Consider the following 12,425-nt stretch of genomic DNA (forward strand, 5'->3'; position numbering starts at 1 on the left):
CTCATACCAGATCATTGGCGCGCGCCGCCGTATTAATTCCGCTAATCCCTTTCAGGCCGAGCTTACGCAGAATTTTAATTTTATAAGTGCTGATGGTTTTACTGCTCAGCTGTAATTGCGAGGCGATCTCTTTATTACTCATCCCGGAGGCCAGTTTCACCAGCACAATCAATTCGCGGCGCGTTAAACTCATCAATTTCTCGCTTTCAATCAGCTCGGCGGCATCCGCCGCACTGTGCGTGACCGGATAAAAACGTTTTCCGCGCTCGACTTCTTTTATTGCTGTCAATAAAGTTTCCAAATCGCCGCGTTTACACACATAGCCTTCTACCCCTAACTGCAGGCAACAGCGTTGATAAAACAGGCTTTCTGAGGCGGTAAAAACAATGATTTTTTGCTGCGGCAAAATACGCTTAATGTCGGCAATCAGCGGAATGCCCGCGCGGCCGGGCATGGTCAGGTCCAGCAGCACCACGTCTGGCTGCGCATGATGTAATTCGCTAATCAATAAATCGCCTTTGTTGGCAATGCCCGCAACCGAATAGTCATAAGCGTGCAGCAGTGCCTGAATACCCGCACAGATTAATGGGTGGTCATCAACTATAAATACCGAATGAATCATATGTGTAGTCCAAAAATAAACAAAAAAAAGAATGCAAGGAATAAACACCGATGAAAATTCATTAGCAGAGGTGTGACCAGATTAATTCACGGGTCTTAAGAATAAGATTTAAGTCCTGTCTGGAAAATTCTCATTTAAGGTAAAATTGACTTTTTTATGCGCCAGCACAAAGCGCGCCGATACTTTTTCCTGTCCGCATCTGCCGTGGTCATAAATCTGAAAACAAGCCGTTTTAACGTCAGGGGAATAAACCGCTGCGTATAAAAAGGTGCACCATGTTTTCCGTTGATCAGCTTCTCAATACTTACTGGCCAGGCCAGCAGCCAGCGCACTGGCAGAAAAGCCTGCTGAAGTGGGCGGTGCGTGAACAGGAGTTTCAGGACTTTGCCCAGCGCTATCCGCATCTGAAAGGGGTGGATATGGTGGAGCAGGTGCTGGAACACCTGGATGTGCGCTGTGAGCTCAGCGAACGCGACCTTGAACAGATCCCGACGCATGGGCCGGTGGTGATCGTCGCCAACCATCCGCTTGGCGCGCTGGACGGCCTGGCGCTGCTGGCGGCGGTATCGCAGGTGCGGCGCGACGTGAAAATCGTTGCCAACCGCATGCTGATGATGCTGGAACCCATCAACAACCTGATGCTGCCGGTGGATAACATGGGCAACCGCACCAGCCGCGAGCAGCTGACGCGCATGCAGCAGCATCTCGACAACCAGGGCGCGCTGATCATCTTCCCGGCCGGTGAAGTCTCGCGCCTGTCCAGCCGCGGCGTGCGTGACCGTCACTGGCACCACAGCTTTCTGCGCCTCGCCGCCCGCGCCCGCGCGCCGCTGGTGCCGGTGCACGTAGTCGGACGTAACAGCCTGGCGTTTTACGCCGCGGCGAAGGTGGCGGCACCGCTGGCGCTGCTGATGCTGGTGCGCGAAATGTTCCGCCAGCGCGGCACGCGCATCAAACTGCATATCGGCGAACAGATTCCCTTCGCCAACTGGCACGATGGCCATACGCCGGGCAAAGAGCTGGCGAAGCGGCTGCGCAAGCATCTGTACCGCATCGGCCAGGGACGACGTGGTCTGTTTCTCACCGAAGCCGCCATCGCCCGCCCGGAAGATCGCGCTGAGCTGAAAAAAGCGTTGCTGGAGAGTGAACGGCTCGGGACGCTGCCGGACGGCAAACAGATCTATTTGTGGCGGCGCAACGGGGCCAGCTGGGTGCCGCTGCTGCGTGAACTGGGCCGGCTGCGAGAAATTGCTTTCCGCGCGGTGGGCGAGGGCAGTGGCCGGCGGCGCGATCTCGACAAGTATGACGATGATTACTATCACCTGATTTTGTGGGATGACGAGGCGCTGGAGATTGTCGGTGCCTACCGCTTTATCCCCGGCGCCGAGCAGCTGGCGCGGCGCGGGCTGCAGGGCATCTACAGCGACAGCCTGTTCCACTATGACGAGCGCATGCTGCCGATTATTCAGCAGGGGCTGGAACTGGGACGCAGCTTCATTCAGCCGGCCTACTGGGGCAAGCGCGGGCTGGATTATTTATGGATGGGCATCGGCGCTTACATTGCGCGCTATCCGCAGACGCGCTACCTGTTTGGCCCGGTATCAATCTCCGGCACCATGCCGCTGGCGGCGCGCGATCTGCTGGTGGCGTTTTACCGTCTCTATTTTCCGACCGACCTGCCGCTGGCGAAATCGCGCCGCCCTTATCCGGCGTCGCTGCCGGAGGTGCTGGCGCAGTTCACCGGCGATAACTATGCCGACGATTTGCGGCGTCTCAAGCATTTGCTGGCTAATCTCGGTACCGCGATTCCGACGCTGTACAAACAGTATTCGGAAGTGTGCGAGCCGGGCGGCGTGCAGTTTATCGATTTCGGCAGCGATCCGGATTTCAATCACTGTATTGATGGTCTGGTGCTGGTCGATCTGTCACGCGTAAAACCCGCGCGTTATGAACGCTATATCGGCATGCATTTAACCTGAACGCGCCAGATGACGTCAGTTAATGCCACCTGACAGCACGCCGCCGGAAAATCTCCGCGCGGCGTGCTGTCAACTTTGCGCAATAAATCCACTATCCCACTGAACATTTTCTCGCCACTGCCGATAACCACACTACCAACTTTTGTCTGCGGATGATTTGCGCTTGTAAGCGATGCGCTTTTGCGTTTAAGTCTGCCTGAAGATTAAGAATTATCTTAACTGCGCATCGAGACCAGGCCAGCATAGGCGAACAACAATGAACAATAACTCTGACGTAATGTACCGGCTACTGGTGCAGAGCGTGGTGGATTACGCCATCTACATGATTAAGCCGGATGGCACGGTGGCTAACTGGAACACCGGGGCGCAACGCGCCAAAGGCTATACCCCCGAAGAGATCGTCGGGAAGAATTTTGCGCTGTTTTACAGTGAAGAGGATCGGCGCAACGGCGCGCCGCAGCGCGGTCTGGCCATCGCCACCGCCACCGGGCGCTATGAAACCGAAGGCTGGCGCTATCGCAAGGACGGCAGCGCCTTCTGGGCGCACGTGGTGATTGACGCCATCCGCGATGAGTACGGCGAACTGCTGGGCTTTGCCAAAATCACCCGCGACTGTACTGAACAGCAGGCGCAGCAGCGTAAACAACAGGAACAGGAGCAGCGTTTCCGTTTATTGGTTGAAGGCGTAACGGACTACGCCATCTACATGCTCGACCTTGACGGCAATGTCGAAAACTGGAACGCCGGCGCGCAGCGCGCCAAAGGCTATGTGGCTGAAGAGATTGTCGGCCAGCACTTCTCGCGCTTCTACAGCGCACAGGATCGCCTGAACCATATCCCGGAACGCAACCTGACCACCGCGTTTAAAACCGGTCGCTTTGAAGACGAAGGCTGGCGCTATCGCAAAGATGGCAGCGCCTTCTGGGCGCATGTGATCATCGACGCGATTCGCGATGACGCCGGCAAACTGATCGGCTATGCCAAAATCACCCGCGACTGCACCGAACAGCAGGCGCTGCTGCGCAAGCAGCGTGAATACGAGAAAACCTTCCGCCTGTTAGTGGAAGGCGTGACGGATTACGCCATCTACATGCTGGATTTACAGGGCCGGGTGGTGAACTGGAACGCCGGCGCGCAGCGCGCCAAAGGCTACATGGCTGACGAGATCGTGGGCCAGCACTTCTCCGTGTTCTACGGCTCACCGGAACGTCAGGCGCGTACGCCGGATGCCAATCTGGGCATCGCGCTGAAAACCGGTCGCTTTGAGGACGAGGGCTGGCGCTACCGCAAAGACGGCTCCGCCTTCTGGGCGCATGTGGTGATTGACGCGATTCATGATGAAGAGGGCAAAATGATCGGCTTCGCCAAGATCACCCGCGACGTCACCGAGCGGCGTGAGCACGAGCAGCAGCTGCTGCGTGCGCGCGATCTGGCGCAGGCGCAGAGCGCCAAAATGTCGGAGCTTTCCGGCTTCCTCGACACCATCATCAGCAACATTCCCTCCTGCGTGATCGTCGAAGACGCCATCAGCCGCGAAATCCTGATGGTGAATGACAAAGCCGAGCAGCTGTTTGGCTTCAGTAAGTCGCTGATTATGCATAAGCGGCCGCACGAATGTATGTCGGCGGAACTGAGTGACTACTTCAACAGCCTGGCGGATATCGCGCTGCGCAGCGAAGGCATCCACACGCGCGAGCAACTCTTGCTGACCGCTGGCGGTGAGCGGGTGCTGCACACGCGCGCCACCACCATCAGCGGCAAAGACATGCGGCAGAATTACGTGATGCTAATTGTGGAAGATGTCACCGACCAGCGTGAAGCCGATGCGCGCATTCGTCACATGGCGCATCACGATAATCTTACCAGCCTGCCAAACCGCATCCTGTTTCGCCAGAAGCTGAGCGAGGCGCTGCGCGTCGATCAGCAGCAGGGCCAGACCAGCGCCACGCTGTGTCTCGATCTGGATAACTTCAAGAACGTGAACGATGCGCTGGGGCATCAAATCGGTGACGATCTGCTGCGGGTGGTGGCGAAGCGGCTGCGCAGCGTACTGCGCGATCAGGACACGCTGGCGCGCATCGGCGGCGATGAGTTTGCCATCGTGCTGCCCAACGTGCGGAATGCCGATGAGGCTGCGATTGTGGCGCAGCGCCTGATCGAGGCGATCCGCCCGCCGGTGAATGTTGAAGGCCACAACCTGTCGGTCGGGCTTAGCGTCGGCATCGCGCTGACCTCGCAGGCCACCAATACGCCGGAACACATGCTGCGCTGCGCCGACATGGCGCTGTATGAAGCCAAGCGTAACGGCCGTAACCGTTATGAGCACTTTACGCTGGAGATGGATAATGTGGCGCGCAGCCGCCGGGTGATCGAGAACGATCTGCGCGAGGCAATTACCGGACGGCAGCTCAAGCTCTACTATCAGCCGATCACCAACGAGACCGGCATCATTGGCTATGAGGCGCTGATGCGCTGGCATCATCCGATCAAAGGATTGATCATGCCGAATGACTTCATTCCGATTGCGGAAGAGACCGGGCTGATCCATATGCTCGGCGCCTATGCGCTGTACGAAGCCTGCCGCGAAGCGCAGAGCTGGGAAACCGAACAGTCGGTCTCGGTCAATCTGTCGCCGCTGCAGTTTAAGAACAGCTCGCTGGTGTCGGTGGTGGAGGGCGCGCTGCGCGAATCCGGCCTGGCGCCGCATCGGCTGGAGGTGGAGATCACCGAATCGGTGCTGCTGGATGATACGCTCGGCAATATCCGCACGCTGCAGAGCCTGAAAACGCTGGGCGTGCAGATTGCGCTCGATGACTTCGGCACCGGCTACTCGTCGCTCAGCTATCTGCGTTCGTTCCCGTTCGATAAGATCAAAATCGACAAGTCATTTATCAATGATATGGGCGACAGCCGCGAGGCGCTGGCGATCATCCGCGCAATTACCGGCATGAGCCGCAGCCTGGATATTCAGATTACCGCAGAGGGCGTGGAGAGTAATGAGCAGTTTGTCCGCCTGCGCGAAGAGGGCTGTACGCTGTTTCAGGGCTACCTGTTTGGCCGGCCACAGCCGTCGGAGCTCAGACTGAAGGCGCTGGAGTAAGCACAAAAAAACGCCCGACAGGGTCGGGCGTTGTGCATGCTGCTGTGCATAATCTTTATTATTTTTACTGGTCGTGGCCTTCGACGTTCATGCGGCCCAGATCTTTGTCCACCAGGAACAGACCTTCGCCTTTGTTGCCCACCAGCGCCAGTTTGTCCAGCACGGTTTTGAACAGCTTCTCTTCTTCGTGCTGCTCGGCAACGTACCACTGCAGGAAGTTAAAGGTGGAGTAATCCTGCGAAGTCAGCGCGGCGTGAACCAGCTCGTTGATTTTGCTGGTGATCAGCTGCTCGTGCTTCAGCGCTTCTTCCAGTACGTCATTCAGCGAGTTCCAGCTTATCGCCGGCGCGGCGATGCTGCCCAGCACCGGCAGTGAACCGGCATCGCTGACGTAATCAAACAGCTTCTGCATATGCTGCATCTCTTCGCGCGAGTGCATTTTCAGGAAGGAGGCGGCACCTTCGAAGCCTTTGTCGCTGCACCAGGCACTCATCTGCAGATAGAGGTTGGCGGAGAAGAATTCGAGATTGAGCTGGTCGTTCAGGCGTGAGGTCATTTCAGCGGTTAACATGGCTGAGTCCTTTTTAATTTGTCAGGTGAAGTACGGCGAATTATGCATCAATCTATACTTTTTTGTGAAGGTTTTTTCGTAAAAAAGTTGAATTTATCTTATTGATTATAAATGGAATTATTCCGCTAGTTGAATGCGAAGAATTCTCAACTTTGACTAATTTTCATTCACAGTCCGCAGCACTGTTTTAGTGCAGCTGTGTTGCCTGCTGGCGGTGCAGCGCACAACCGCACCGATCACTTCTTCGCCAGTCAACCCGCCGATAAAATAAGCACTGGCGCGACCAGCAATAAACCTGGCACGGCGATATAAACGCTTATTCCGGCTGCTGCTTGTTACTGAACAAAATTAGCCATAGCGAAATTAAAGAAAGTGCGCATTGGCATAAATCCTGCTTGGTTAATAGTTCCGTATATTGCAACCACGTCTGGCAGAAATAGGGTCAGCAGGAGAAAAGATGTCTGAAGAAAAAATCATGGCCGCGCCACAAACGGTCACGGCGAGCGCCGGAAATTACCTCGCGCTGATACTGGCAATACTGTTTTTTTCCGGTTTGCTTTATAAGGTCGAAGGCTTTAGCTGGCTGGGCGCGTTTGATTTCACCACGCTGGGCGGCAGCTTTGGCACCATCAAAGAATCAGGTTCCACCTTTCTCGGCGCCGGCGGCATCAGCGCCAAAGCCGGCTTCCTGTTCGCGCTGTCGCTGGCACCCACTGTGATGCTGGCACTGGGCGTGCTGGAGATTTTCACCCACTACGGTGCGATTCGTGCCGCCCACACGCTGCTGACGCCACTGCTGAAACCGCTGATGGGGTTGCCGGGACGCTGCGGCCTGGCGCTGATTACCGATCTGCAAAGTACCGATGCCGGCGCGGCGCTCACCAAAGAGATGGCCGATCAGCAGCAAATCGGTAAAAAAGAGCTGGTGGTGATGAGCGCCTGGCAATATTCCGGTGCCGGACTGATCAATAATTATTTTGCCATTGGCTCGGCGCTATTTGCGTCCATGAGTGCACCAATCATTATTCCGCTGTTGCTGATGTTTGTGCTGAAATTCGTCGGTGCGGCATTTGTCCGTTTTGTGTTAAACAGTGTTTATAAGAAGGATTTTGCTGATGTCAAATAACGTACAGACGCGGGTCAATAATAATCCGTTTGATATTTTTATTGTCGGCGCGCGTAAAGGCTTCCATATTGCTATTCACAATCTGATGCCCAATGTGGTGATGGCCTATGTGCTGGCGGAAGTGCTGAATCTGCTCGGCATCATGCAGTTTCTTGGCCACGCGTTTGCGCCGCTGATGGGGATTTTCGGTTTGCCCGGCGAGGCGATCACCGTGCTGCTGACCGCGTGGCTGTCATCCTCGGCCAGCGTCGGTGTGGCGGTAAGCCTGATGGCGAAAGGCCTGCTGAGCGGTACCGACATCACTATCCTGGCACCGGCGATTTTTCTTATGGGTTCGCAGTTGCAGTACATGGGCCGCCTGCTGGGCGTTGCTGATGTGCCGAAAAAATACTGGCCGCTGCTGATGCTCACCAGCATTATCAATGCGGTTATCGCTATGTTCGTGATGCGTTTTTTTGTTTAGGAGCGAAACGGTGTCCAGAGTTCTCGATCACTACCATTTTCTGCATGAAATACCCGAGCTGGGGTTTCAGGAAGTTAAAACCTCGGCCTACATCGCCGGCCAGCTGGAACAGGCTGGCATTAAGGTCACGCGCGGCATCAACCAGACCACCGGCATCGTGGCGGAGATCGACAGCGGCGTGCCGGGCCCGGTGCTGGCATTGCGCGCCGACATGGATGCGCTCGGGCATGTGATCGACGGCGTTGCCTGCGCCCGCCATACCTGCGGCCATGACGGCCACTCGTCGGTGGTGCTGACCGCCGCGCAGGAGTTGCTGCAGGAAGGCGCTATTAAAAAAGGACGGCTGAAGCTGCTGTTCCAGCCGGCTGAAGAGCTGGGGGCCGGCGCGCTGGCGATGATTGAGGGCGGCGCGCTGGATGACGTGGAGATGATTCTTGGCTTCCATTTGCGCCCGCTGGAGGAGTGCCAGATCGGGCAGGCGACGCCTGCGGTGATCTATTCAGCGTGCAGCACGCTGGAGGCCACCATTAAAGGTGTTCCGGCCCATGCCGCGCGACCGCATCTTGGCGTCAACGCGCTTGATGCGGCAGTCCAGGCGGTGCAGGCGGTGAATAGCATTCATCTGGCACCGGGCCTCACCTGGAGCGTAAAAGCGACGCGCTTCCTGTGCGACGCCGGCGTGACCAACTCGGTGCCGGACGAGGCGCGCGTGGTGTGGGATCTGCGTTCGCAGGAGAACGCGCCGATGGAACTGCTTAAAGAGAAAGTCAGCCAGGCGATTCAGCACAGCGTGGCCGCGCTGGGCGCAACCGCTGAAGTGGTGGTGCTGAAAGAGATGCCGGCGGCGGAAATTGATGCCGATGCCACCGCGCTGCTCAGCGCCGCGATTGTCGATGTGCTCGGCGAGCAGGGATTACTGGCGGCGAAAACCACGCCGGGCAGCGAGGATTTCTTCTACTATCCGGTGAAAAATCCGCAGGTGAAAGCCGGTTTCTGGGGGCTGGGAACCAATCTGGTGCCGGGACTGCACCATCCGCAGATGCGCTTTGAGCTGAGTTCGCTGGAGATTGGTGTGAAAATCTTCAAGGCGGCAGTGGTGCGCATGCTGGGGTAAGGCGCCTCAGCGCGCGCCCGCGCCCACGGTCTGGTTCCACACCATCTCATCGAGCAAAATCGAGCTGTGCTGGCTGGTCTCAATCACCAGTGAGACCGGCTTCATGCCGGCGAAGCAGAACACTTCGTGGCGCTTTTTGCTGGCGTTCAGGCGACGAAACGCCACGATGCGTCCGGCACGGTTGTAGAAGCGCACTTCGCTAAAGTAGGTGTTGAGACCGATGTAGCTCAGCACCAAATCGTGCAGCGGCGGCAGATCAAACTTCACCAACGTCTGCCGCTCAATCACCAGCGCGCACTTGTCGCTGTCGGCGTGATACGGTGCTAACGACACCGCGCCCCGGCGGGCAGTGACCGACAGCGCGGCGTCCAGCATGTACGGATACTCCGGGACAAAATGCTGACCGGCAGAAAAACCGGGACGCGGCGTGAGCAGATAATGCAGGTGCGCCGGCAGGCTGCTGCGGGAAAAATCAGCGCGACCGATGGCTGGCACGGCGGCGTTATCCGGCGCGTTGATCAGCAGCATCTCGCCGGGTTTGCGGTACATCTGCGCGGGCGACGACAGGGCGGCGTTTCGGTGCGACGGGCTGTAGGTATGTGGGTTAAGCTGTAGAGTCATTTTGCTGTCCTTGCCGGGGTGACGGTTCCGGACAGGCATTCTCAGCCAGACATCGCTTAGTGTTTACAAGACATGTCCTGAACTGCGCGAGCATCGTCTCATCCTGCCGCAGATTCCCCCGCCTGCTGAAATATTGTATGCTATGCCGCCTCAATGCTGATGGGATAACCGGACTGCCGCCAATGTAGATCGCACACACCCTGCTGTGACCCGACGCGCATGCGTCGCCATTGGCACCGTTATCCGCCGGACTGGCTCCGGAATGATTTATTCGCAGCGCGCCGCTCGCGCGTTGCCCTGAAGAAGAATTCACTCATGTCTATTGCTCCCTTTTTAGAAGAAGTGGCGCGCCGTCGTACCTTTGCGATCATCTCGCACCCGGACGCCGGTAAAACCACAATCACCGAAAAAGTCCTGCTGTTCGGACAGGCGATCCAGACCGCCGGTACCGTTAAAGGTCGCGGCTCCAGCCAGCATGCCAAATCAGACTGGATGGAGATGGAGAAGCAGCGCGGTATCTCCATCACCACCTCGGTGATGCAGTTCCCGTATCGCGACAGCCTGGTTAACCTGCTGGATACCCCCGGGCACGAAGACTTCTCGGAAGATACCTACCGTACGCTGACGGCGGTGGACTGCTGCCTGATGGTGATCGACGCCGCGAAAGGGGTTGAGGATCGTACCCGCAAGCTGATGGAAGTGACCCGTCTGCGCGACACGCCGATCATCACCTTTATGAACAAACTGGACCGTGATATTCGCGATCCGATGGAGCTGCTGGATGAGGTCGAGAGCGAGCTGAAAATCGCCTGTGCGCCGATCACCTGGCCGATTGGCTGCGGCAAGCTGTTTAAAGGCGTGTATCACCTCTACAACGATGAAACTTACCTGTATCAGAGCGGCAAAGGCCACACGATTCAGGAAGTGCGCGTGGTAAAAGGGCTGGCGAACCCGGAACTGGACGCGGCCGTCGGCGAAGAGCTGGCGCAGCAGCTGCGCGACGAGCTGGAGCTGGTGCAGGGCGCATCGCACGAGTTCGACAAAGAGCTGTTCCTGAGCGGCGAAATCACGCCGGTGTTCTTCGGTACCGCGCTGGGCAACTTTGGCGTCGATCACATGCTGGATGGTCTGGTTGCCTGGGCGCCGGCGCCCATGCCGCGCCAGACCGATACCCGCAAAGTCGAAGCCAAAGAGGAGAAGTTCAGCGGCTTCGTGTTTAAGATTCAGGCCAACATGGACCCGAAACACCGTGACCGCGTGGCCTTTATGCGCGTGGTGTCCGGCAAATATGAGAAGGGCATGAAACTGCGTCAGGTGCGCACCGGTAAAGATGTGGTGATCTCCGATGCGCTGACCTTCATGGCGGGCGACCGTTCGCACGTTGAAGAAGCTTATCCGGGCGATATCATCGGCCTGCATAACCACGGCACCATCCAGATTGGCGACACCTTCACCCAGGGCGAAACCATGAAGTTCACCGGTATTCCGAACTTCGCCCCGGAACTGTTCCGTCGCATTCGCCTGCGCGATCCGCTGAAGCAGAAACAGCTGCTGAAAGGGCTGGTCCAGCTGTCGGAAGAGGGCGCCGTGCAGGTGTTCCGTCCGGTGCACAACAACGATCTGATCGTGGGTGCGGTGGGCGTGCTGCAGTTTGATGTGGTCGTGGCGCGTCTCAAGAGCGAGTACAACGTTGAGGCGATTTACGAGGCCATCAACGTGTCGACTGCCCGCTGGGTTGAATGCAGCGATGCGAAGAAGTTCGACGATTTCCAGCGCAAAAACGAGATCAACCTGGCGCTCGATGGCGGTGACAACCTCACGTATATCGCCCCGACCATGGTCAACCTCAACATCACGCAGGAGCGCTATCCTGACGTGACCTTCCGTAAAACGCGCGAACACTAAGTTCGCCGTCTTCACCGGGCTGCTGCTTTCTGCCGCCCGGTTTTCTCCGATACAGACTCCTCTTAATTGCGCTGCGGTTATCGCTTTTTGGCGAGATATCAACCACAAAAGCCAGCAAAAGCTGTAATCCCTACTATGATTATTCTGTCGGACGAGAAAACGGACCTGTAGGTCTGATTACGTCCATCACGCAGCAACGTGGTGTGTTGCTGGCGCATTCGCGGTTGCGAGTGGGTTAACTGATAGAAGGATGATATCGATGAATAAGACTAAGATTGCTAAAACCCTGATTGCTGCACTGGCCGGTACTGCGCTGTTAAGCGGCGCGGCAATGGCGGCTGATACCAGCAGCAGCGCGGGTTCCAAAATCGATAGTTCTATGAAAAAAGTCGATGGCTTTATGGATGACAGCGGCATCACCGCCAAAGCCAAAGCCGCGCTGGTGGACGATGAAGCGATTAAAAGTACGGATATCTCCGTCAAAACGCAGCAGGGCGTGGTGACGCTGAGCGGTTTTGTCACCTCGCAGGACCAGGCCGAGAAGGCTGTGGCGCTGGTGCAGAAGGTGGAAGGGGTTAAATCCGTCAGCGACAAACTACACGTCAGAGACAGCAAACAGAGTTCATTGAAAGGTTATGCAGGTGATGCAGCAACCACCAGTGAAATAAAAGCTAAACTTTTAGCAGATGACATTGTGCCATCGCGCAACGTGAAGGTGGAAACCACCGATGGCGTGGTACAGCTGTCCGGGGAAGTGGCGAATCAGGCCCAGTCCGATCGGGCTGAGAAGATCGCCAAAGCCATTGAAGGCGTGAAAAGCGTGAAGAATGACCTCAAGGTGAAATCTTAACGCAACCGGAACGGCATCACCAACGGTGCCGTTCCGTATTAAAAACAGTGATGTGAAGAATAAGCAGTTCGATT

The 12,425-nt window shown here is 56.8% G+C and carries 10 protein-coding genes; 7 read left to right on the plus strand and 3 right to left on the minus strand.

Features of this window, described 5'->3' with window-relative positions; all coding sequences use genetic code 11:
- Position 1: 1 nt before the first annotated feature.
- The gene (locus tag F3I21_RS14465) at positions 2-670 is read right to left on the minus strand and encodes a response regulator transcription factor (protein ID WP_223815701.1); all 669 of its coding nucleotides are present in this window, start codon (positions 668-670) and stop codon (positions 2-4) included.
- Between the two features lie 227 nt (positions 671-897).
- Between F3I21_RS14465 and F3I21_RS14470 the strand changes: the two genes are divergently transcribed.
- A complete protein-coding gene (locus F3I21_RS14470; protein WP_021507668.1) occupies positions 898-2,601 on the plus strand; it encodes a lysophospholipid acyltransferase family protein in 1,704 nt (567 codons plus the stop codon).
- Positions 2,602-2,857: 256 nt separating this feature from the next.
- Positions 2,858-5,701, plus strand: a complete 2,844-nt coding sequence (locus F3I21_RS14475; RefSeq protein WP_150059200.1) for a bifunctional diguanylate cyclase/phosphodiesterase — start codon at positions 2,858-2,860, stop codon at positions 5,699-5,701.
- Positions 5,702-5,765: 64 nt separating this feature from the next.
- Here the strand turns inward: F3I21_RS14475 and ftnA are convergent, their stop codons facing one another.
- The gene (gene ftnA / locus F3I21_RS14480; RefSeq protein WP_150059201.1) at positions 5,766-6,272 is read right to left on the minus strand and encodes a non-heme ferritin; all 507 of its coding nucleotides are present in this window, start codon (positions 6,270-6,272) and stop codon (positions 5,766-5,768) included.
- Positions 6,273-6,729: 457 nt separating this feature from the next.
- Between ftnA and F3I21_RS14485 the strand changes: the two genes are divergently transcribed.
- Genes F3I21_RS14485 through F3I21_RS14495 form a run of 3 tightly spaced genes read left to right on the plus strand, consistent with a single transcriptional unit; the run spans position 6,730 to position 8,975 of the window.
- Positions 6,730-7,398: a nucleoside recognition domain-containing protein gene (locus F3I21_RS14485; protein ID WP_021507665.1), complete on the plus strand. Its 669-nt coding sequence runs from the start codon at positions 6,730-6,732 to the stop codon at positions 7,396-7,398.
- Positions 7,388-7,861 carry a YjiG family protein gene (locus tag F3I21_RS14490; protein WP_021507664.1) on the plus strand — a complete coding sequence of 158 codons (474 nt, stop codon included), beginning with the start codon at positions 7,388-7,390 and terminating at the stop codon, positions 7,859-7,861. The genes F3I21_RS14485 and F3I21_RS14490 overlap by 11 nt, the downstream gene beginning before the upstream one ends.
- A gap of 10 nt (positions 7,862-7,871) precedes the next feature.
- On the plus strand, positions 7,872-8,975 hold the full coding sequence (locus F3I21_RS14495; RefSeq protein WP_150059202.1) for a M20 peptidase aminoacylase family protein: 1,104 nt from the start codon (positions 7,872-7,874) through the stop codon (positions 8,973-8,975).
- Between the two features lie 6 nt (positions 8,976-8,981).
- Here the strand turns inward: F3I21_RS14495 and F3I21_RS14500 are convergent, their stop codons facing one another.
- Positions 8,982-9,596, minus strand: coding sequence for a hypothetical protein (locus tag F3I21_RS14500; RefSeq protein WP_150059203.1), 615 nt, complete (start codon positions 9,594-9,596; stop codon positions 8,982-8,984).
- Positions 9,597-9,911: 315 nt separating this feature from the next.
- Here F3I21_RS14500 and prfC point away from each other — a divergent pair, with 315 nt between their 5' ends.
- Both prfC and osmY read left to right on the plus strand, forming a co-directional pair.
- Complete coding sequence (gene prfC, locus F3I21_RS14505; RefSeq protein WP_021507661.1) at positions 9,912-11,501, plus strand: peptide chain release factor 3; 1,590 nt, start codon at positions 9,912-9,914, stop codon at positions 11,499-11,501.
- 259 nt (positions 11,502-11,760) lie between these two features.
- Positions 11,761-12,351, plus strand: coding sequence for a molecular chaperone OsmY (gene osmY, locus F3I21_RS14510; protein WP_021507660.1), 591 nt, complete (start codon positions 11,761-11,763; stop codon positions 12,349-12,351).
- Positions 12,352-12,425 lie beyond the last annotated feature (74 nt).

This window comes from Pantoea sp. B_9, assembly GCF_008632015.1.
GTDB classification, from domain to species: Bacteria; Pseudomonadota; Gammaproteobacteria; order Enterobacterales; family Enterobacteriaceae; genus Pantoea; species Pantoea dispersa.